10 protein-coding genes and 1 pseudogene are annotated in these 22,807 nt (G+C 54.9%); 6 read left to right on the forward strand and 5 right to left on the reverse strand.

All coding sequences use genetic code 11. The features are described from left to right. Positions 1-79 precede the first annotated feature (79 nt). From BLV87_RS19485 to BLV87_RS15365, 3 genes are all read right to left on the reverse strand, one after another. A complete protein-coding gene (locus BLV87_RS19485) occupies positions 80-253 on the reverse strand; it encodes a hypothetical protein (protein ID WP_175517799.1) in 174 nt (57 codons plus the stop codon). A gap of 130 nt (positions 254-383) precedes the next feature. Further along, positions 384-3,464: an efflux RND transporter permease subunit gene (locus BLV87_RS15360; RefSeq protein ID WP_093070081.1), complete on the reverse strand. Its 3,081-nt coding sequence runs from the start codon at positions 3,462-3,464 to the stop codon at positions 384-386. Further along, on the reverse strand, positions 3,461-4,582 hold the full coding sequence (locus BLV87_RS15365; RefSeq protein ID WP_093070082.1) for an efflux RND transporter periplasmic adaptor subunit: 1,122 nt from the start codon (positions 4,580-4,582) through the stop codon (positions 3,461-3,463). Before BLV87_RS15365 ends, BLV87_RS15360 begins: the two co-directional genes overlap by 4 nt. Before the next feature lie 101 nt (positions 4,583-4,683). On the opposite strand from BLV87_RS15365, the gene BLV87_RS15370 reads away from it, so the two are divergent. From BLV87_RS15370 to BLV87_RS15395, 6 genes and pseudogenes are all read left to right on the forward strand, one after another. Next, positions 4,684-5,028, forward strand: coding sequence for a YkgJ family cysteine cluster protein (locus tag BLV87_RS15370; RefSeq protein WP_093070084.1), 345 nt, complete (start codon positions 4,684-4,686; stop codon positions 5,026-5,028). A gap of 142 nt (positions 5,029-5,170) precedes the next feature. Further along, a pseudogene (locus BLV87_RS19880) lies at positions 5,171-5,611 on the forward strand (YiiX/YebB-like N1pC/P60 family cysteine hydrolase); the annotation flags it as partial. A gap of 349 nt (positions 5,612-5,960) precedes the next feature. Then, positions 5,961-8,246, forward strand: coding sequence for an acyl-CoA dehydrogenase (locus BLV87_RS15380; RefSeq protein ID WP_093070086.1), 2,286 nt, complete (start codon positions 5,961-5,963; stop codon positions 8,244-8,246). A gap of 10 nt (positions 8,247-8,256) precedes the next feature. Then, a complete protein-coding gene (locus BLV87_RS15385) occupies positions 8,257-8,514 on the forward strand; it encodes a FitA-like ribbon-helix-helix domain-containing protein (RefSeq protein ID WP_093070088.1) in 258 nt (85 codons plus the stop codon). Next, entirely contained in the window at positions 8,511-8,927 is a 417-nt protein-coding gene (locus BLV87_RS15390) for a type II toxin-antitoxin system VapC family toxin (protein ID WP_093070090.1), read from the forward strand. Before BLV87_RS15385 ends, BLV87_RS15390 begins: the two co-directional genes overlap by 4 nt. 83 nt (positions 8,928-9,010) lie before the next feature. Beyond that, complete coding sequence (locus tag BLV87_RS15395) at positions 9,011-10,603, forward strand: peptide chain release factor 3 (RefSeq protein ID WP_093070131.1); 1,593 nt, start codon at positions 9,011-9,013, stop codon at positions 10,601-10,603. A 155-nt stretch (positions 10,604-10,758) separates the two neighbouring features. Here the strand turns inward: BLV87_RS15395 and BLV87_RS15400 are convergent, their stop codons facing one another. Further along, positions 10,759-12,321, reverse strand: a complete 1,563-nt coding sequence (locus BLV87_RS15400; protein ID WP_093070091.1) for a tetratricopeptide repeat protein — start codon at positions 12,319-12,321, stop codon at positions 10,759-10,761. A gap of 304 nt (positions 12,322-12,625) precedes the next feature. After that, entirely contained in the window at positions 12,626-22,795 is a 10,170-nt protein-coding gene (locus BLV87_RS15405) for a DUF8202 domain-containing protein (RefSeq protein WP_093070093.1), read from the reverse strand. Positions 22,796-22,807: the final 12 nt, after the last annotated feature.

A 22,807-nucleotide genomic window follows, 5' to 3' on the forward strand; every position in this document is an offset into this window, starting at 1 on the left:
AACTCACTCGCTGTTTGGGTAAAACGTTTGTCCAGTCCCTGTGGACTAATGGGGAGCTGTTGGAAGGCGGCTGTCCGACTTAATCCATCCAATGTGCTGGCAGGATTGCCCATCCAGCCAAACACCAAGCTGCGGATGAAGTTCGAGCCGCTGAGTTTGCGCTGGCGTTGAATGAAGCCGCTTTTTTTGCTAACGCGTCCGCTTTTTCATACAAGATGGCTTGCAATGCGGTGGCTACTTTTGTCAGTATCAATGCGCGGTCTCCTTGTCGAAGTCGATCTATTCGGTGTGCAAAACTAATAGCCTACCAGAGAGGGAGACCGCTTTCGCGGGTTAAAGTTGATGCGTATAGGTGGAGCGGAACGCGATACCCACCCTATCGTTCACGTGGTTTGGTGCACATGGTGTAGTTTGCCTAGTACTTTGCGGAAACCCACCAAAATGTCATCAATAAACGTAAACACCACCGGAATCACCAGCAAACTGAGGAAGGTGGATGCCAGTAATCCGCCAATCACCACAATGGCCATCGGTTGGCGGAAGCTAGGGTCTGCCGCCAACCCTAGCGCCGTCGGCATCATCCCCGCACCCATCGCAATCGTGGTCATCACAATCGGCCTTGCCCGCTTGTGGCAAGCATCCAGTAGCGCATCGACACGCCCTTTTTGGTCACGTTCCCGCGCCATGACGGCATAATCCACCAACAAGATCGAGTTCTTGGTCACGATTCCCATCAACATCAGCAAGCCAATGACCGCAGGCATCGAGAAACTCATGCCTGTTATCAGCAACGCCACGAATGCCCCACCCACCGACAAAGGCAATGCCGCCAGAATCGTGATCGGCTGCAAAAAGTCGTGGAACAACAGCACCAGCACGATGTAAATCAGCATGACCCCGATCAGCATTGCCCCACCGAAACCGCCGAACAGTTCCGCCATCCGTTCGGCATCTCCGGAACTCTGGCGGTGCACGCCGGGGGGCAAGGTTTGCAGACTGGGCAGTTTATCGACCATTGCGGTAACTTGTCCGACTGGCAAGCCGTTCAGTTCCACATCAATACTCACATTGCGCATCCTGTCGAAGCGGTCAAGCCGTGCCGGGCCACTGCCTAGCTTTATATCGGCGACGGCTGCCAACGGCACGGAACCGTTGCGCCCCGGAATCCGCAACTGGCGGATGGTGTCGAGATCTGCACGTACTGTTTTGTCAAATTGCACCCGGATCGGAATTTGGCGCTGTGGCAAGTTCAGTTTTGGCAAACGGGTCGAAAAGTCGCCGCTGGTTGCCACCCGTACCACACTGCCCAAGGCTTCCGTGCTGACTCCCAATTCGGCAGCACGGGCGTAATCGGGCTTGATGTGGATTTCTGGGCGTTGCAGGCTGGCTCCTGATACGACGTTGCCGATGCCCTGTAAGGTGCGTAAATCGCGCTCGGCAGCTCGTGCGGCGGTAAGCAGTGTGTTGCCATCGTCGCTGGCGAGTACCACTTGCATCTTATCACCAGCGCCACCCGAACCGACGGTGAAACGTACTCCTGGTAACGGTTTCAGGGCTTGGCGGATCTCAGCTTCCACTTCTGTTTGTTTGCGTGAACGTTCTTCGCGCGTGGTTAGGGTGAGTGTTAAGGTCGCTTTGCGCACGTCTGCACCACCGCCTTCACTAATCGGGCCGCTACTAACACCACTGGATGCACCCACCAAGGTAAAGACTTGCTTGACATCGGCAAGTGGTTCTAGCAAGTGGCGGGCTTGTTCAGCAGTCGCATAGGTTTCTGCCAGTGTACTACCCGGTTGCAATTCCAGTGCAACTGAGGTGAGCGCGGTATCCGCCGGTGGTACAAACCCTTTTGGCAATAACGGTACAATTTGCAGCGAGGCCACAAAAATCACAATAGCTGCTACCAAGGTGATGATGCGGTGTTTTAAACACCATCCCGCTGCTTGCATGTAAGTACGCATGAACCAGCCGTCTTTGAGCGGCTTCTCTGGGTGAGGTTTAAGCAGATAAGCCGCCATCATTGGCGTGAGTAAGCGGGCGACGGCGAGCGAGAAAAACACGGCAACGGCGGCGGTAATCCCAAACGATTTAAAGAATTTACCCGGTACGCCGCCCATGAACGCCGTTGGCAAAAAGACAGCAACTAGGGTGAACGTGGTGGCAATCACCGCCAGACCGATTTCATCAGCAGCTTCGATAGCGGCTTGTTTGGGGGTTTTGCCCATGCGCAAGTGGCGTTCGATATTTTCAACTTCCACGATGGCATCATCGACCAAGACCCCCACGACTAACGCCAGTGCCAGTAGGGTGAGAATATTCAGCGAGAAGCCGAAATATTGCATCGCCATGAAGGTGGGGATAATCGCCAAGGGTAAGGCCGCCGCCGATACCAGTGTTGCCCGCCAGTTGCCTAAGAATAGGAATACCACCAGAATTGCCAGCGCAGCACCTTCGTACAACAAGTGCATGGAGCCTTCGTAGTTGGCTTGGATGCGTTCGATGGTGTCGTAGGCTTCCGCAATCTGAACCTGTGGATGGGCAGTGGAGAAGGTGGCAAGTGCCGCCCGCACACCTTCCACCACATCAATTTCACTGGCACCGCGTACCCGCGTGATCTGAAAGCCGACCACGGATTTGCCATCCAGCAGGGCATGGGTGGCACGTTCAGCGATGGTGTCGCGGATGGTGGCTATTTGATCAAGTCTGACATGACGTCCGTTGCTGAGGGGAATGTCAATAGCGCCAAGTTCTGCGGCGGTGCCGACGCGGCCTAACGTGCGCACGGACTGAATGCCGCCGCCAATGTCGCCGCGCCCACCCGGTGCATCTTGCTGCATTTGCCCCAAACGGTTGGATACGTCGGCGGCAGTAACACCTAGCCCTGCCATGAGTGCCGGGTCAAGATCAATGCGGACTTCGCGGTTGACGCCGCCCACCCGTGCGACGTTGCCTACACCTTTGACGGACATCAAGGTACGGGTAATGTCGTTGTCCACGAACCATGACAGGGCTTCTTCGTCCATATTGGCGGAAGCGACCGTGAACGTGATCAACGGGCTACCTGCCGTGGTGACTTTCGATACAATCGGGTCGTTCATCTGCTGGGGCAGATTGGCGCGAATGGTGTCCACCGCGTTGCGCACTTCGTTGAGGGCAACTTCGGTATCTTTGGCGATGTCAAATTCGGTGGCAATGCTTGCCGAACTGTCGGTCAGCGTGGTGCGGATGTGCTTGACGCCAGTGATGGTGGCAAGCTGGTTTTCGATCTTGCGGGCAACTTCGCTTTCCAACTGTTCCGGGTCAGCGCCTTCCAGCGAAGCATTGACGATGATGGTAGGCAGGTCAATGTCGGGAAAGTTCTGGATGCCGAGTGCCTTGAAACCTTTGACGCCCAGAAAGCTGAGTAGCGCGAATAGCAGAATCGCCGGAACCGGGTTGCGGATCGACCAAGCGGAAACGTTCATGGTTTGCTGCCCCCCATTCTCGACCCTTCTTGTTCCCTCACCCCTTGCGGGGGAGGGTTAGGGAGGGGGGTAATTTGTACAGTATCACCATCGTTGAGAAAACCACCACCCGTCACGACCACGCGGGCAGTCGCCGTAACGCCGTCGATGATTTCGGTTTGACCTTGTGTGGTTCTGCCGACTTTGACCGGGCGCTGGGTGACTTTGTTTTCTGCACCTACCTCAAACACGTAGTAATTGCCATCGCGCAGGATCACAGCGGATTGTGGCAACGCCATGGCTGGTGCCGAGCCGGTGAGAATTTCGCCTTCCGCAAACATGCCTGCTTTGGCAGGGCTGTCGCTGGGTAGGCTGATGTAGACCAGTGCATTGCGGGTGTTGGGGTCGAGCGTGGGGGAAACCATGCGTATTTCGCCAGTGACACTTTCACCACCGGGTAGGGTTAGGTGTGCCTGTTGCCCCGGCTGGATGCGGGAGGTGTCACGCCCGGAAACTTCTGCCCGCCATTCGAGCTTGTGCTGACGCACCATGCGGAATAGCTCCGTGCCGGTTTGCACGACAGCACCGAGAGTGGCAGTGCGGGTGGCGATTACGCCGTCATCGGGGGCGAGGATACGGGTTTGGGCAAGGCGGATTTGCTGGGCTTCAAGCGCGGCTTTGGCAACGGCTTCCGCTGTTAAGTACTGGTCGATTTGTTGGGTAGGTAATGCGCCGCTGGATTTGAGGCTGCGGGCGCGGTTGGCGTTGGCACGGGCTTCTTCCAGTTTGGCTTGGGCTTGCGCTACATCGGCTTTGACGGCAGCTTGCGACAGTTTGGCGAGTTCCTGACCCTTGCGGATGTCATCGCCGACATCCACCAGCACGTCGGTGATTTTCAGGCCACTGATCTCGGAGGCGATAATGGCTTCCTGCCAAGGGATGAGTGCGCCGCTGGCAGTGATGGTGGTGTTCCAGTCTTGCATTGTTGGGAGGGCAACGCTGACTGCAAGAGCCGGGTTCGCTGCGGGAGCGGGGGCTGCGTCTTCTGCCTGTGCCGTGAGCAAGGGTAAACCTGAGAGGCTGGTGGCTAACAACAGCATGAGGAATAAACGGGGTGTTAGCACAGAAGTGTTGTTCATGTTAATGACTGCCGGTCAATTGATTAGGGCGAATCTTAAATGACCAACAGTCAGTTGTCGAGTGTTTCGCGTTACATGCGCTGCTGTGCTAAAATATATACATGAAGCCTAATCCTTGTATCGAGTGCGGCGCGTGTTGCGCCAGTTTCCGTGTCTCATTTTACTGGGGGGAAACGGATGCTGCTCCCGGTGGCCTTGTACCCGCACGCCTGACCCAACCTATCGCGCCTCACCATGTTGCAATGCTGGGAACTGACCAAGCACAACCGCATTGCATCGCCTTACAGGGGACGGTGGGACAACCAGTGAGTTGTACTATTTACGCACTACGTTCTTCCACTTGCCGCGAATTCACCGCTTCTTGGGAGCACGGCGAGCATAATCCGGTGTGTGATCGTGCCCGTGCCAAATACGGTTTGCCACCCTTGCCGCCTTCTGGTGTTTGAATGCATCGGCAACGGAATTAAATCACGAATTGATGGGTCAATAGTATTTAGAATCATGGAATTGTAGGATACATCAATAACAGAGTATTCCAGCAGGCGCGACTGTACAGCCTGTGCCTGCGGAACACCGTAGGAGTGAGATATGCGTTTCACTGACTGGTTATGGCAACAGGGTATTGACTGGCTCAACACCACCCCCCGCCCCGAAGATTTTAGCGCCCTGTGTAATTTTGAATTCTTGGAGCGTGAAATCCGCCCGGCTGATGTACTGTTGTTTGCGGGACAATCGCGCGTCAGCAAAGTTATCCAAACGGTGGTGTTATCGCCTTGGACTCACGCGGCTTTATACATCGGGCGACTGAATGACATTCGTGATCCAAAAGCGCGTTCGCGTCTTGCTGCTTATTACGACGGTGATGCGAGTGAACCCTTGGTGATCGAATCGCTGCTTGGTAAAGGCACAGTGGTTACGCCGTTACGTCATTATCGCAACGAGCATTTACGCATTTGCCGCCCCGCGAGTTTGACATGGCAGGATGCTGATAAGGTGGTGAATTTCGGGATCGAACACCTCGGCATGGGGTATGACGTGCGCCAATTATTGGATTTGGCACGCTTTATTTTCCCCTATGCGATTTTGCCGCGTTGCTGGCGTTCAAGCTTGTTTCAACACAATGCGGGGCAACCGACCCATATCGTGTGTTCCAGCATGATTGCACGGTGTTTTCAGCAAGTGCATTACCCTATTTTGCCGATTGTCCACAACGCGCAACAGGATGAGGTGCGCTTTTACGAGCGAAATTTTCGCCTGATTACCCCCAGCGATTTTGACTACTCACCCTACTTTTCGGTCATTAAATACCCGGCATGGAATACCGGACGCGAACCCGCGTACCGTACTTTGCCGTGGCACCAAGATAAGGAGGATTTCCATGAGTTGGTTAACAAAATACCGGCAGCAATACCTGAGCCGTCCGGTTATGCGCCTGATGAAACAGCAATTACCGCCCATCTCGCAGACGGAACAGGACGCACTGGACAGCGGCAACGTCTGGTGGGACTCCGAACTCTTTTCCGGCAAGCCGGATTGGTGTCGTTTGCACGATCTCTCCATTAGCAAGCTGACGGCGGAAGAGCGGGCGTTTCTCGATGGTCCGGTGGATGCACTCTGCCGCCGCTTGGATGATTGGCAGATTACCCACGAACTCCACGACCTGCCGCCTGACATCTGGGATTTTCTCAAACAACAACGCTTTTTCGGCATGATTATCCCCAAGGAATACGGCGGTTTAGGGTTTTCTGCCTTGGCGCATTCGCAAGTGGTGATGAAAATTTCCAGCCGCAGCGTGACAGCAGCGGTTACAGTCATGGTACCGAATTCGCTTGGGCCCGGCGAATTGTTGCTGAAATACGGCACAACCGCGCAAAAGGATTATTACCTGCCACGCTTGGTGGATGGGCGCGAGATTCCGTGCTTTGCCCTGACCGGCCCCGAAGCGGGCAGCGATGCGAGTTCGATTCCCGATAGCGGCGTGGTATGCCGTCAGGATTTCAACGGGGAAACGGCAGTGTTGGGGATTCGCCTGAATTGGGAAAAGCGTTACATCACCTTAGCGCCGATTGCAACCTTGCTAGGGCTGGCGTTCCAGCTTTATGACCCGGAACATTTGCTGGGGGATAAGGAGGAGCTGGGCATTAGTGTGGCGCTGATTCCGACGAATCACCCCGGTGTGGAAATCGGTACACGGCATTTTCCGCTGAATATTCCGTTCCAAAATGGCCCGAATTACGGGCGCGATGTGTTCATTCCCATCGACTGGCTGATTGGTGGGCAAGCACAGGCTGGCAAAGGTTGGCGGATGTTGGTGGAATGTTTGGGCGAAGGGCGCGGTATTTCCCTGCCTGCGTTGTCGACGGGGGCGGCGAAAGTGGCGGCGCGTTATACCGGCGCGTATGCACGGGTGCGCCAGCAATTCGGAATGCCGATTGGCTATTTTGAAGGTGTGGAAGAACCCTTGGCGCGAATTCTCGGCAATACTTACATTATGGATGCGGGGCGCATTCTCACTGCCACGGCGATTGATCAAGGGCAACGCCCGGCAGTGATTACCGCGCTGTTGAAATACCAGTTGACGGAACGGATGCGGCGGCTGGTCAATGATGCAATGGATATTTCTGGCGGGGCGGGGATTTGCATGGGACCTTCCAACTACCTTGCGCGGGCGTATCAGTCGATTCCGATTGGGATTACGGTGGAAGGCGCGAATATCCTCACCCGTTCGTTGATCGTGTTTGGGCAAGGGGCGATGCGTTGCCACCCTTGGTTGCTGAAAGAAATACAGGCAGCCAAGGCGGATGATTTGGCGGCGTTTGATAGCGCTTTCATGGGGCATGTCAAGCACCTCGCCAGTAATCTGGGGCGTAGTGTGTGGTATGGGTTGAGCAATGCGCGTTTTGTGGTGTCGGGTTCGCCACTGACACGCCATTATTACCGGCATTTGAGCCGCTTGAGCAGCCAGTTTGCGCTGTTAGCCGATTACGCAGCGCTATCATTGGGCGGGAATTTGAAACGGCGCGAACGTGTGTCGGGGCGTATGGCGGATATTCTTGCCAATCTCTACCTGTGTTCGGCGGTACTCAAGCATTTTGAGGAGCAGGGGGAGCCGGAAGCCGATGTGCCATTGATGGAATACGCTTGCAAGCTGACGATTCACCGGGCGCAACAGGCGATGTTAGCGGCTTTTCATAATTTACCGCATCCTTGGCTGGCGAAAACGTTGCGTACCTTGATGTTCCCGTATGGCAAGCCGTTTAGCCCACCGAATGATACCTTGATTCACCAAGTGGCGCGGTTAGCGCTGGAGCCTTCTGCAACCCGCGACCGTTTGACGGCGGGGATTTACATTACCAACGACCCGGTAGATCGGATGGGGCGGATTGAGGATGCTTTGCATAAAACACTGGCAGTCGCCGAGCTGGAAAAGCAGTTACGCAAGCTGATGAAATCGGGGCAGTTAGTGGCGCATACCGTGACGGAGGCAATTGTCGAGGCGGGGAGCAAAGGGTTGCTGGATAAGTTTAGTGTGGAAAAATTGCTGGCAGCGCGGCGGGCGACGGCGAATGCGGTGCGGGTGGATGATTTTCCAGCGGAATATTTTCGGGAAAAATTGCATACAATGAATGCGATGCCTACAATGCTTAACACGCTCACTGTATGAGGTATTTGTTATGGCAATGCTAACGATCCGTAATTTGGATGATGATCTTAAGGCGCAATTGCGCATCCGTGCCGCGCAACATGGCTTGTCTATGGAGGAGGAAGTACGCCGCATCCTGCAACAAATTTTGTCGCCACAGACTCCGCAAAAAGGTTTTGGAACACGTGTACACCAGCGTGTGATGGCATTGACGGGGGGTGTTGATTTAGTGTTGCCGGTGCGTTCTAGCCCACGTGCTGCCCCTGATTTTTCTGGTGATCAGGCATGATCTTACTGGATACCAATGTCATTTCCGAGTTGATGAAGGCAAAGCCTGAACCCAATGTCTTGGCATGGGCAGATCAGCAACTGGATACGGATTTGTATTTTTCCGCCATTAGCAAGGGTGAGGTGGAATGGGGTATCGCATTGCTGGCAGACGGCAAACGCAAGCAGCACTTGGCGGATGCGGCTGTCGAAGTGTTTGCGATGTTTGAGGGGCGTTGTCTGGATTATACTTGCCATGTTTCGCCGTTTTACGTGGCAGTTGCGCTGCATTCAAAGCAAGTGGGTCGCCCGATGAGTATTGAGGATATGCTGATTGCAGCGGTGGCACAGGCGAATAATGCGATGCTAGCGACGCGCAATGTGACCGATTTTGATTTTTTGCCGGGGTTGGTGTTGGTGAATCCGTGGGGGTGATGCCAGCATTTTTGAACACTGTAGCACGCAGGGAATTTCCGCTATAATCACCCCCTTTCCAACAGCCCAACCCCGTGGACACCATGACCGATCGCCTTCAAGAAACCGCCCGCCGCCGCACCTTCGCCATTATTTCCCACCCGGATGCTGGGAAAACCACCATGACCGAAAAGGTGCTGCTCTTCGGGGGTGCAATTCAGCTTGCGGGCACGATCAAAGGGCGCAAAGCCGGTCGCCACGCCACCTCCGACTGGATGACGATGGAAAAAGAACGCGGCATTTCCGTCACCTCATCCGTGATGCAGTTTCCCTACAACGGGCGTATCGTCAACCTGCTCGACACACCGGGGCATGAAGACTTCTCGGAAGACACCTACCGCGTGTTAACCGCCGTCGATTCCGCCCTCATGGTCATCGACGTAGCTAAGGGTGTCGAAGAACGCACCATCAAACTCATGGAAGTCTGCCGCCTGCGTGACACGCCGATCATGACATTCATCAACAAGCTCGACCGCGAAGGTAAAGAACCGATTGAATTGCTGGATGAAGTTGAAACCGTCCTCAATATCCAATGCGCCCCGATTACTTGGCCTATTGGCATGGGCAAGCGCCTCAAAGGGATTTACCACCTCTACGAAGACAAAGTAATCCTCTACAAACCCAGTACCGAACGCCGTCAGGATTACGACGAAATCCAAGGGCTAGACAACCCCGAACTCGACAAACTGCTCGGCACGCAAGCCGACGAATTACGCGAAGAAATCGAGCTGGTAAAAGGCGCAAGCCACGAATTTGACCTGCAAGCCTACCTTGAAGGTAAGTTGACCCCAGTGTATTTCGGTACAGCCTTAAACAGCTTTGGCATCCGCGAACTGCTGGATGGTTTCGTGGAAAATGCCCCTGCGCCGCAAGCTCGCCCGACCACCACCCGCAAAGTCGAAGCAGCCGAAGAACCATTCACCGGTTTCGTCTTCAAAATCCAAGCGAATATGGATCCGCAACACCGCGACCGTATGGCATTCATGCGCATCTGTTCCGGCAAGTTTGAAAAGGGCATGAAGGTCAAACACGTGCGTATCGGCAAGGATGTAAAAATCCCCGACGCGCTCACCTTTATGGCATCCGACCGCGAACACGTCGAAGATGCTTACCCCGGCGACATTATCGGCTTGCACAACCACGGCAGCATCCGCATTGGTGATACCTTCACGATGGGCGAAAACCTGCAATTCACTGGCATCCCCAACTTCGCGCCAGAACTGTTTCGCCGTGCGCAACTCCGCGATCCGCTGAAAATGAAGCAGTTGCAGAAAGGTTTGGAGCAGTTGTGCGAAGAGGGCGCAACCCAGCTTTTTAAGCCGATCAACAACAACGATCTGATCCTCGGCGCGGTCGGTGTATTGCAGTTCGATGTGGTGGCGCAACGCCTCAAAGACGAATACAAAGTCGATGCGATGTTTGAAGGCGTGAACGTGCAAACGGCACGTTGGGTGACATCCACCAACGAGAAAAAGTTTGAGGAATTCAAAGCCAAGGCGGCGCAGAATTTGGCTTACGATCATGCGGGCGAATTGGTGTATATCGCACCGACCCGCGTGAACTTGCAAATGGCTCAGGAAAAATGGCCGGACATCAAATTCCATTCCACCCGCGAGCATGGTGTGGCAACAGGCTGATCTTTTGAGCTAAAAAAAAAGCTACACAGGGGAACCGGTAGCTGTAACTTGCGAGGGATTTTTGTGTTTTTATGACGAATTTAAACCAGAGTCCTGCACGACTCTGGTTTAAATTCTAGCAGCATAGTGTAGCGCCCGTAAGTAACGGCTGGCTGTTACCGTAAGTTCTGGGGTAGGTGTGACCAGATTTGCTGGATAATGCGGTTCGTTTGTTGCGGGAAATCGTGTGTCAGTTTACGGCTGGCCTGCGCAAAATTAGGGTGTTTATTCTGCAACTGCTGGTATTCCTTCAACCCTTCTTCCAGCCGTTGGTTACATTGATAAAGTGCAGAGCGTAGTAGCGGTGTCCAAAGGTGGTTGAGTCTGACCTTCTTAATTTCCTGCATGGCTTTTAAATAACGTCCTTCCCGATAATGGCAAATGGACAGGGGAAGGTGATACCAGTTAGCGTAGGTTGGGCTGGTGTTAATGCTGTCTTGTATAAGCTGCGCCCCGATTTGCCATTTACCTAACCCGATGTAAATTAAACCAAGGTGGATATGCAGGTAACTGTCTAATGTGTTGAGCGTCTGTGCTTGTTCTGCGGCTATCTGGCAGCGTTCGTGGTCTCCGTTAAACAAGTGGGCTGCTGCATGGTATGCGTGTGAATAAGCATTAGCGGGAGCCAGTTGCAGCAAGGTATTCACAGCATGAGCCACTTTGGTTTCAATGGATTCAATGATGTGGTATTTCAAGCCATATTCTGTGAGGCAATGATTGATATAGATAAATAAGGCTGATATGTCATTGGGGGTTTGCTCAAGCCGTTGTGTGCAGGCTTGCCAACTGGGACGGAAGGTTGAGGGGGATGGATTCCATATGTATTGGCGTACTGCAACCAATACCTGATGCTGGGCAGCGATGGGTTTACCTGAATCTAGCTGCTGGCGCACCCAATAGTGATGCGCCACACCTGTTTCGTAGTTGATGGTATCGTGAGCGATTCGCTTGAATATCGGGTTAATGATTGCCGGTGTTGGGTAGCTTTTCTCCAATGGAAAATGGTGTCCCCAGATAATTTGCTGGTTCAAGCGCTGCACCAAGCTGCATTTGAGGCTATAGCCCGATTCAGTGGGGTAAATGTCAAAAAATAGAATGAAATCTGCGCCGGATTGTTGCCAGACATCAGACTGCCACGATGTGTTTGCCAGTGTTACCTGACAAAAACTGAATTTTTCCAAGGCTGCTACATAATCATGAGCCAGACGGACGATGAACGGTTCACTGCTTGCCTCTGTCATGAAGCTGCGGGGGATGCAGACAATCTTGGGGCCTTGTGTCGTGCTATCGTCAACGTCAATCGGGGCGCGTATAACCTTATGCTGCTGTAAATGTTGCGTGAAAACAGGCTGGTAACTGCCAGTGGGAAGCGTGATACGTACTGCATTAAAACGCCCCTCTGTTGCGTAATAGTCTGCTAATTGTTTGCGTAAGCGACCTGCTTGTATGCGTACCAGCGGATTGTCGATGTCGTCAAAATCCGCTGGTTTACCCAGCCCTTGGATGGCGATGAAATGCTGAGTGAGATGATCGGTGTGACCCGCAAGGGTTTCCGTCACAATATAATGCAGAAACTTTTGCAAGGCTTTGCTGGAGCGAAAACAGCGGCTAGTGAGGATGCGCTCTAACTCTGATTGTACAGCGCTATGATCCGGCTTCATGGTGTGTAGGGGTAACATCAGCACTACTTACTCTATAAATCATGGCGATAAGTATAACACTATTAGGAAAATGACTTGAAATTCAGGAAAAATTGCATTGACGAAAAAAAGGCTATCAGTCGGGGCTGATAGCCTTCAGGGCTTGCGAGGGATAGTGTGTTTTTTAAAATTAATTACTAATAGAGTGTTAGTGTGTAAATCTTAACAACAGGTGAACAGTAACATCGTGTAACCGTGAACAATAGTAACCAAAACATGTTACCCAAAATGTTCACGACTAGGGGAGATCTATTCTCCCCTAGTAATTACTGTTCAGTTGCCACTATTTGGGAAGCCCTCCATTAATGACATAGTTGGCAGCAAAAGTGGCATTGCCAGGGTGTAATAAGACGTTGCCCAACAGTGGGTTAATGTCATTATTGGGGCCTGCGTATAAGGTCAGGCCGTCCAAGTTCACGTCGGTATTATAGTACCCTTGCAAGCTGTAGTTGACGTTGGCGTCTGCATTGCCTATCTGGGTCAGGATAGTCCCCAAGATCAGGTTGCTGTCATTGCCAATGCCGTTAGCAATGACGCTGCTGCTGGTATTGGCATCACCTGCCCACATCAGTGCCACTGTTTTGCCATCCATGCGGTCATGAAGGCCAAACGTGGTGGTTGCTGGTAAGGTGAAGTCTACTAGCTTCGCCGTATCACTGGATAATACCTGTGGCAACTTGGTGTTGACTCCCAAGTGGTTACGGTGGCGTACCGTGACATGGTAGAGACCTGCCTTGATACCACTGAAGCCTAGGGTGCTGGAGCCAGTATCGGCTGCTACCACATCACCGTCACGTTGCAGCACGGCCGCCTGTGCAGCGATCACCTTGGTTGCCAGCAGCGGGTCACGCAGTTCCACCAGTACCCAGTCGGTCATGGCGTCATTGCCGGTCATGGCCTTGACGGCGGTTCCAAGCTCTTCAGTGCCAGCATAATTCCAAGGTGCCGCAGCATACGGCTGGCTGTCAGGGATCAGCCCTTTGCTGCGCAGCTTGTCATGCATCATACCATCGGTGCTGCTATAGGCTCCTTGCAGGAAGGTGCGGACTTGCAGTTTCACACTATTGCTGGTGGTGCAATCCTGCGGCGTACCGTAGTTGCCTAGGTAGTGGTTTTCACCCGCCGTTCCCCAACCGAGGTTGTTGAACTGGTTGCCGGGGTTGCTACTGGCGGAGTTTGGCAACGTATTGAACGCATCCGTATTCTCCATCACGCTAACGTTACCTTCGCAGTCGTTGTCGTTGCTGAAGTTGAAAACTTCGATTTCCTTGCCTGCCTGCCAACCGAAGGCACTGCTGCCCGTGGGTGAGAAGGTGAAGGACAGGTAATCAGAGTCTGTGGTTTCAGTTGGTGCATTGCTGCGTGAATCCTGCATCCAGGTTACACCTGTGATGGTGCTCTTCAGGTTGTTGGCAATGAACTGGCTTGTACCGATACCGTGTGGCACTTTCAGGGTGATTTGCCCGGTCATGCTCACGTTGTTGGTCGGTGTTGCCTGCGGGCGCATATACACACGGTAGCGGTTGGAACCGGCATCACGGCGCACGCTGTATTCCAGCACAGGCTCAGCGGTACTGCTAACGGCAATGACCAGCACGTGCGGGGTGCAAACATTGCTGCTGTCGCATACTTTTAGCATCACGATGTAAGCGTTGTCCTTGTTGGTGTCCTTGGGTGACTCGTAGTCCGGTGCTGCCTTGAAGGTCAGTACCCCGGTCGCTGGGTCAAGGTTGAACAGGGCATTGTCTGTCACCGCGCTGTCATCCAATGTGTAAGTCAGCGGATCATCGTCAGTGGCTTCTACGTCAATGACAGTGCCAGTACCGTTTTCAGAAAAGAGCACGCTGTTGCCGGAGGTGATCTGCGGGGCAACGTTCGGTTTGCTGGCAGGATCCAGCGGGTCAGTGCCAGCGGTTTTTTCCGCAAGGTTGCCGTAACCGTCACCGTCGGAGTCGTTGTCCGGGTTGCTGTCTTCAGCATCCAGTTCATCGACCACGCCGTCGTCGTCGCTGTCTACCAAGGCAGATTCGATAGCGTCAATCTTGTTGTCGCTGTCGGTATCGACCGGAGTGTTCAGATTGGCACCGATTTCAGCCTTGTCGTCCTTGCCGTCAGCATCAGTGTCAGCCAGCAGCGGGTCAGTGCCGAGGGTCTTTTCACTGATGTTGCCGAGGCCGTCACCGTCGTTGTCGTTGGTGGGGTCGAGGTTGTCCTTGTCCTGCTCGTCCACCACGCCGTCGTTGTCGCTGTCTGCCTTGCTGGATTCGATGGCGTCGGCTTTGCCGTCACCGTCGGAGTCCACTGGGGCGTTCACATCTGCGCCAACTTCGGTTTTGTCGTCCTTGCCGTCGCCGTCGGTGTCAGCCAGTAGCGGGTTGGTTCCCGCAGTGGCTTCGTCGCTGTCGGGCAGGCCGTCGTTGTCGTCGTCGGTGTCGGTCACGTCAGGTGTGCCGTCAGCGTCGGTGTCCACCGGCTTGCTGGTCGGGTCGAGCGGGTTGCTGCCTGCGGCGGTTTCCACGCTGTTGTTGATGCCGTCACCGTCGTTGTCGTTGTCATTGGCGTTGTCTTCGTCCAGTTCATCAACCTCGCCATCGCTGTCGGTGTCGGTGAGGATGGATTCGAGTGCGTCAATGATCGCGTCGCCGTCGGTGTTGGTCGGGGCATTGAGGTTTGCGCCGACTTCAGCCTTGTCGTTTTCACCGTCGTTGTCGGTGTCAGCTTTGGTCGGGTCAGTGCCGAGGGCGGCTTCTTCAGCATCATCCAGACCGTCGCCGTCGGTGTCGGGGATGTCAGCGTCGAGTTCGTCCTTCACACCATCACTGTCGGTGTCGAGGGTGGCGGATTCTACCGCGTCGATCTTGCCGTCGTGGTCGGTGTCGGTCGGGTGAGCAAGGTCAGCCCCGACTTCTGCCGCGTCCAGCTTGCCGTCGCCGTCGGTGTCATCACTCAGCGGGTTGGTGCCGAGCAGTTTTTCCTGGGCGTTGGTGAGGCCGTCGTTGTCGGAGTCGTTGCTGCCAGTGGTGTCATCAGCGTCGAATTCGTCTTTCACGCCGTCGCTGTCAGCGTCGGTGTCGTCGGATTCGAGCGCGTCATTGCCGCCAGTGCCGTCGGTGTTGGTCGGGTTGTTGACATCGGTGCCGATTTCCGCTTTGTCGTTTTCACCGTCATTGTCGGTGTCGGTTTTCAGCGGGTCAGTGCCAAGGGTTTGTTCCTCGGCATTGGTCAGGCCGTCGTTGTCGGAGTCATTCGCGCCGGTGGTGTCATCGGCATCGAATTCATCGGCTACGCCGTCGTTGTCAGCGTCGGTTTTGCTGGATTCGAGTGCGTCGATGGCTCCTGTACCGTCGTTGTTGAGCGGGCTGGCAACGTTTGCGCCAACTTCTGCACCGTCGTTTTCACCATCGTTGTCGGTGTCGACCTTCAGCGGGTCAGTGCCGAGGGTTTTTTCCTGTGCGTTGGTGAGACCGTCGGTGTCGGAGTCGTTGTCAGGGCTGGCATCATCAGCGTCGAACTCGTCCGCTACCCCGTCATTGTCAGCGTCGAGGATGCTGGATTCTTTCGCGTCGATTTTGCCGTCCTTGTCCGTATCCAGCGGAGTGCTGACGTTTGTGCCCACTTCGGCCTTGTCGTTTTCACCATCGCCGTCGCTGTCTGCCAGAGCCGGGTCAGTGCCAAGGGAGGCTTCTTCTGCGTCGGTCAGGCCGTCACTGTCGGTATCGGTGGCAGGCGGTTTGCTGTTGGGGTCAAGCGGGTCAGTGCCTGCCAGTTTTTCCGCAGCGTTGCCACTACCGTCCCCGTCAGAGTCGTTGTTGGGGTCAACATCGTCAGCGTCGGACTCGTCGGCTACCCCGTCGCTGTCAGCGTCAAGGATGCTGGATTCGACTGCATCGTTTTTGCCGTCATTGTCGTTGTCGAGAGGGGTTGCCAGGTTTTCAATTTCTGCCATGTCCGCTTCGCCGTCAGCGTCAGTGTCGGTTTTGCGTGGGTCAGTGCCTAGGCTTTTTTCCTGTGCATTGGTCAAGCCGTCACCGTCGGTGTCGTTGTTGGGGTTGGTGTCGTCAGCATCGAACTCGTCGGCTACACCGTCGCTGTCAGCGTCCAGAATGCTGGATTCAACCGCATCCTTCTTGCTGTCAGCGTCATTGTCGAGCGGGGAAGCGACGTTGCTGATCTCTGCCATGTCGTTTTCACCGTCGTTGTCGGTATCGTCTTGCAACGGGTCAGTGCCAAGGATTTTTTCCTGAGCATTGGTGAGGCCGTCGTTGTCGGAGTCGTTGTCAGCCGAAGCATCATCGGCGTCGAATTCGTCCGCTACCCCATCGCTGTCAGCGTCGAGGATGCTGGATTCGAGTGCGTCAATGCCACCCGTGCCATCGGTGTTGAGCGGGTTGGCTGGGGTTGCGCCCACTTCCACACCGTCTTTTTCACCGTCGTTGTCGGTGTCATCTTGCAGCGGGTCAGTGCCGAGGATTTTTTCCTGGGCATTGGTGAGGCCGTCGTTGTCAGAGTCGTTGTCAGCAGAAGTATCGTCTGCATCCAGTTCATCCACCACGCCGTCCAGGTCGCTGTCGAGGTCGTCGGATTCGAGGGCATCATTGCCACCCGTGCCGTCAGTGTTTTGCGGGGCATTCACATCCGTGCCGATTTCCACACCGTCTTTTTCACCGTCGTTGTCAGTGTCATCCTTCAGTGGGTCAGTGCCGAGGGTTTTTTCCTGTGCGTTGGTGAGGCCGTCGTTGTCGGAATCGTTGTCAGCAGAAGCATCATCGGCATCGAATTCGTCCTTCACCCCGTCGTTGTCAGCGTCAGCGGTGCTGGATTCCTTGGCGTCGTTTTTACCATCACCGTCAGTATCGGTGGGTGAGGCGACATCGCCGATTTCAGTCGCGTCGTTTTCGCCGTCACCGTCACTGTCCGCATTGTTGGGGTCAGTGCCGAGGGTGGCTTCCTGCGAGTCGGTCAGACCGTCAGAGTCGGTGTCGCCATCGACTACTGCTGCGACTGTCACCTGCGTGGTGTTGGACTTCATGGGTTTTGGCATGAAGGCCGCCGGACTGTCTTCCGGGGTAATTTCCGCTGCTGTCACCATCTGCGTGCCAGTAGCAAGGGTGTTGCTGTTGGCCTGGATGGTCAGGGTGGATGTCCCCACTGGCACGGTCATGCCGATGATTTGCAGGTTGCTTTCGGCTGCGTAATCGCCCACCACAGTACCGCCATTGCTGTTGGTCAGGGTGTTGGCAACGAAGCTGGAGCCTGCCCACGGTGCAGTACGGAAGTTCACCTTGACCGGGTTGCTTTCAGTATTGTTGAAAGTGACGGTGTAAGTGAAGATGCCGTTTTGTGGCACGCTGGCCTTGTCCGCTGTCATGGAGACGGCGACGTTGGCAGTCGGGTAAGGTTGTGGACTGATCACCACTGGGGTCGGGTCAGCCGCGCCTGCTTGCGCCGGGTCATCGGACAGGTAGTTGTTGCCATTGACCGTGAAGCCCGCCTGATTCTGGAAGGTGCCTTCCGCTGCGGCGGTGGCATCCAGCATCAGGTAGGACTTGCCGGGTGGCAATGTTACCGTGGTGCTGAAGTTCTGGCTGTCCTTGTACTCGTTGGTATCCGCAAGGGTCAAGGCAGTCGCCAGTGAATCATCCGCCCATTTCAAGCCTGCGGGCAGGGTGTCGCTGAAGTTGACGGTTTTTGCGCCGCAACTCAGGTTTTCCAGCTCAAACTTGAAGGTGACATCATCGCCCACGAAGTTGCTGCCGCCGGATACCAGTTTACGGATGTAAACATTGTCCGGGGTTGGCGGCGGTGGTGCGGTCTGACATTGCACATCAATACCTTTCACCTGAATGTCGTTGAACATGTGGGAAATGTTGTAGGTGTTGATGAGGGTGTAGTCGATCTGCACGGTGTCTACCGGGCGGTCAAAGTTGATGAACACGCGCCCAGGATTCAGGCAATCCCAGTGCAGTGTGCCACCTTTGGCTTCGTCAATGGCTGGCAAGGTTGCCGCCCACTGGGTGTAGTAGGGGGTTTTCGCCAGTGACAGTTTTGGTGTGACGGTAGTGCCGCCCAGCTTGCCGGTGATTTTCAGGTGGTCTTGATTGACGTAGTAGTCCACGTCGCACACTTCCATGCTGACACCCATCGCTGGCTTGTCCATCGCCATCTTGAAAGTGATGGGTTGTGCACCTTGCGCAGACGTTGACCAGCGTGGAATCCAGATGCTCTTCCAGTATTGGACAGGGTAGTAGTCCACCTGTTGCAGGCCGAGGTTGCCCGCCTTGCCGTACCAGATGTCATTGCCTGCTGCATCAATGGTAAAGGTAAAGGTCTGGTCGCCTTTGGTGATGGTCTTGCTGTTCGTACCCCAGTCCCAGCCTTCCGTAAACCAGTCGATGCTCTTGTTGCCGCCGGTACAGATATTGGCAGGCAGGGAAGTATTGCCCGCAAAGGTGATGTACTTCGCGCTGTTGGCCGGGAAGTTGTAGCTGGTCAGGAACTTGCCATCCACGGTCGCCGTGACCGGCACGGATTCGTAAGTGGTGAAGTCGGCGTCGTCAGACACCAGCATGAAAATCTGGGCGCTGGTGTTGAATGGCAGGGAATCCAGTTGCAGTTGGACGCTGCCAACATCGCGGGTTTCCTGCACTTTCCAGATGCGCTGGACACGTTTCTCGGTGACACCGGGAGGCGCACACTGGGCAACGTTCATGTCCACCAGCACGCTGTCATCGAGGCCGTTGTCGCCCCACACCAGATAACTGGCGTTGTTGGCGAAGCTGTTGGCATTGTCAGCGTTGGTGGCGGCAATGCTGCCCAGGCCAACGGTCAACTGCCTGCCAGCATTGACAGATTTGGACTGCTTCTGGTTGAGGGCGGAAGCGTCATCGCGGGCAATACCCGCCACGTTGTTGTGGTAGGCAGCACTGGCGGTCTTGTCCCACACCTTGGTCGTGCCGTCGGCGGCGAGGTAGTCTTCACTCATGGTGATGCCGTATTTGATGGCCAGGTAAGTGTTTACCTGCATCATTTCCGTGTCGCTCAGATCGCGGTTATAGACGATGCTTTCGCTCATCAGGCCATTCAGTGGGTAGTTGGCAGCGTCGGTTTCTGCACCGATGGCTAACTGGTTGCCACTGGCGGCAGGGAACTGGCCATCTGCGCTGGTGAAGCTCTTTTGGTTAGCCAAGCCGTTATAGCCCAAGCGGGTGTTTTGTGGGTTGGCATTATTGGTACGGGCGTGCATGGCAATCGGGATGGTGGTTGCATCCACATCCGTACCGAACAGGTTATGCACAGCGCCAGTACCGTCGACGTACAGGTTCGGCTGGTTGTAAAACCACCCCATGAACGGGTAGTCGAGTCCTCCAGAACCGAAGGTAATCAGGGTGCGCCAGTCGCCACTGTTTTTATTGGTGGCAACTGACAGCATCGTGACCGGATCAGTCTGGTTGGGGATGCTGTTGTTACCGCTGTTGTTGAACAATACTTGCGCCCCGGCAAAGTCTATTGCGGGGTTGAAGTTCGTGCTGTTAGCAATGTAGTTTGGCTGGCGGGTAACGGTTGCTTGGCCCACGTCGTTCTTGACCGGGCTGCTGTCTGCCCAGCTACTGACATCGGCATTATCGGTAGTGGTGGATGTGCCTGCATCGGCTTTCAGCCACAGGCCCAGGCCGTCAGCAACGCCGCCCGGTGCGGTCAGTTCGCTACCAAACGTGAAATATTGACCGTCAGTAAAGTCTACTGTGGCAACACCGTTGCTGGTGGCAATTTCAGTCACGCCAGTCACAAATGTCGGGTCGTTGCTGACCAGCAGGTGTTGTGCGCCCGTTGCCAGCACTTTGACTTCCCCAAGCACGCCGGTTTCTTGAACTTTCCACACGCGGTTCATGCGGTAATAGCCGGTGGTCGGGGTGTAGCTGTTGGGCGTGTATTCTGTGCCGTAACCCGTTGAGCCATTGTCACTGCCCCAGATCAGGTAGCTTTCGTCATTGGCGAAGGTGTTGGTGTTGGCGGCGTTGCTGGCGGCGATTTCACCCAGACCGATGGCAGGCTGGAAGCCACTACTGGCGGATTTGGACTGCTTCTGGTTCAAGCCTTGGGCATCGTCACGCGCAATACCGGCGATATTGTTGGGATAGGTGGCAATGTCATAGACGGTTGAACCCGTGCCATCCAGATAGTTGTGTGCTAGGGTGACGCCGTATTTGATGGCGAGGTAGCTCTCGATTTGCTGTACATCGCTTGCCGCCATTGTGCCACCGTCAGTGGTAGGCGTGCCGGTTTTGTAAACAATCACTTCTTGGATGTCGCCGAAGTAGTTCTCGCTCAAGGACAAGCCGTCGGTGGATACGTCAGAACCCACCCCCATTTTGCCTGCGTTGTAGGGATAGTTTTTTGTGCCAGCCGGAGCCGTGGTATTGGAGCTGATGCCGTTCCAGATAAAGGCTTGCTGGGAAGCATCTCTGGGCAACAGGAAGGAAATAATCCCTTGCCCCGGTGTCTGGGCGATGCCGTTATAGTCCCTGTTACCCCACAGGTAGGCAGATGGCAGGTTGTTGAGCCATTGCACGTGGGTTGCATCACGACCAAAACCATAAATGGAACGCCAGCCGTTATCAGCAGCCTTGGACATGGTGAACACATGCACCGCTTCTTTGCCGGAGGCAAACGCATCGGTGATCATCACGTCAGCCCCGTCAAAAGTGACAGCCGGGTTGTAGTTGAAACCGCCGTCCGCTTTGAAAACAGGCTGGTAAGTCGTATTGGTTTGGGTATGGTCGCGGTGGTTGCTGGAAGTGTCCTTCCACTCGGTTAGTTTTTCACCATCAGTGGTGGAGCTGGTGCCTGCATCAGCTTTCAACCACAGATTAAGGCCGGTGGTGACACGCCCCGGTGCGGTGCTGACTTCGCCGATCAGTGCTGCGCTGGCGGGGTTGTTGTCAGGGTCATTGCTGGTAACTTCCAGATTGGCAGAACGGACACCGAATACCGTGTCAGTGAATTTCATGTCTACCGTACAGAACTCATTGGCATTCAGGGTGAGCGCGTTGGTACAGGTGGTGTTGGTGATACTGAAGGAAGCAGCATTGGTTCCCGTGATGGAGAGGGGGGAACTGTCAAGGATCAGCGGGTCTACCACAGATGGTTGCACCACACTGCTGATGGTGGTAGCCACAGGGTCATAGCGGGTATCAGCGGTGGTTGTGCCGTTACCCAGTTGCCCGACGTTATCCAATCCCCAGCATTTGACGCCGCCGCTGTTGGTAACGACACAGGTGTTGTATTGGGCTGCACTGATGGCAACCGCATCCGAAGCACCGGGGACATCGACAGGGGAAAACTGATAGGCCGTGGTAGTCGAGCCGTTGCCTAATTGCCCTTGGTCATCCAACCCCCAGCATTTGGTAGCGCCGCTACGGGTGATCGCACAGGTATGGTATAGGGCGGAAGTAATGTCCACCACATCGGTGACGCCCGGAACATCAACGGGTGCATATTGATAGCCTGTAGTGGTAGCGCCATTGCCGATTTGTCCCTGATCATCCAGCCCCCAGCATTTAACGCCGCCCGTCCGGGTAATAATACAGGTATTGTAAAAGCCTGCCGTGACTGCAATGGCGTCCGTTACACCAGTCACTTCGACGGGTGAATATTGGGTGGTCGTGGTGGTGTTGCCATTCCCTAATTGCCCTTGGCTATCGCCGCCCCAGCATTTGACTTTGCCGCTACGGGTGACTGCGCAGGTTTGGTATTGAGCCGCCGCAATGTCAACCGCATCGGTAATACCAGTGACGCTGACAGGTGATTCCTGAAAGGTAGTGGTTTCAGAACCGTTCCCCAGTTGTCCTTCTGCATCATACCCCCAGCATTTGACGCTGCCACTACGGGTGACAGCGCAGCTATGACCATGGGCAGCAGTAATGGCGACGGCATCGGTCAGACCGACGACATCCGTGGGGGCATCTTGTGTTCCAGCGGTAGCGCCATTCCCCAGTTGCCCGACGTTATCCATCCCCCAGCATTTGACGCTACCTGTACTGAGCAGGGCGCAAGTGTGGTAATAAGAGGCTGAAACGGCAACGGCATTGGTGATGCCAACCACATCGGTGGGGGTATATTGGTAGCCAGTAGTCGCACCATTCCCCAACTGCCCTTGGTCATCGAAGCCCCAGCATTTCACGCCCCCGGTGCTGGTGACAGCGCAGGAGTGGCTGTAAGCAGTGGTAATCATGGCGGGTGGCGGATTGTAGTTGAGCACTAACGTTGATGACGTGCTGTTGCCACCCTTGGGTATAGAACCAAAATTGACCGGATCAGGCGCGATTAGCAGGTTAGGCGCTTCTGCCAATGCCATTAGCGGCAAGCAGAAGAAGAGGAGGGTGAGTGTAAGCAGATAGCGTTGCCACCCAGACAAAGGCGAAGCCGCCGCCGAATAATCACGCGAGTGTCTCATGTTGTTATGTCC

The organism is Thiothrix caldifontis (assembly GCF_900107695.1).
Classification (GTDB): domain Bacteria; phylum Pseudomonadota; class Gammaproteobacteria; order Thiotrichales; family Thiotrichaceae; genus Thiothrix; species Thiothrix caldifontis.

What these genes read in the sequence shown, in the direction of transcription:
- BLV87_RS15390 (WP_093070090.1), top strand. Translation starts at nt 8,511, where the DNA reads ATGATCTTACTGGATACCAATGTCATTTCCGAGTTGATGAAGGCAAAG.
- BLV87_RS15385 (WP_093070088.1), top strand. Translation starts at nt 8,257, where the DNA reads ATGGCAATGCTAACGATCCGTAATTTGGATGATGATCTTAAGGCGCAA.
- BLV87_RS15365 (WP_093070082.1), bottom strand. Translation starts at nt 4,582, where the DNA reads ATGAACAACACTTCTGTGCTAACACCCCGTTTATTCCTCATGCTGTTG.
- BLV87_RS15380 (WP_093070086.1), top strand. Translation starts at nt 5,961, where the DNA reads ATGAGTTGGTTAACAAAATACCGGCAGCAATACCTGAGCCGTCCGGTT.
- BLV87_RS15405 (WP_093070093.1), bottom strand. Translation starts at nt 22,795, where the DNA reads ATGAGACACTCGCGTGATTATTCGGCGGCGGCTTCGCCTTTGTCTGGG.
- BLV87_RS15395 (WP_093070131.1), top strand. Translation starts at nt 9,011, where the DNA reads ATGACCGATCGCCTTCAAGAAACCGCCCGCCGCCGCACCTTCGCCATT.
- BLV87_RS15400 (WP_093070091.1), bottom strand. Translation starts at nt 12,321, where the DNA reads ATGTTACCCCTACACACCATGAAGCCGGATCATAGCGCTGTACAATCA.
- BLV87_RS15370 (WP_093070084.1), top strand. Translation starts at nt 4,684, where the DNA reads ATGAAGCCTAATCCTTGTATCGAGTGCGGCGCGTGTTGCGCCAGTTTC.
- BLV87_RS15360 (WP_093070081.1), bottom strand. Translation starts at nt 3,464, where the DNA reads ATGAACGTTTCCGCTTGGTCGATCCGCAACCCGGTTCCGGCGATTCTG.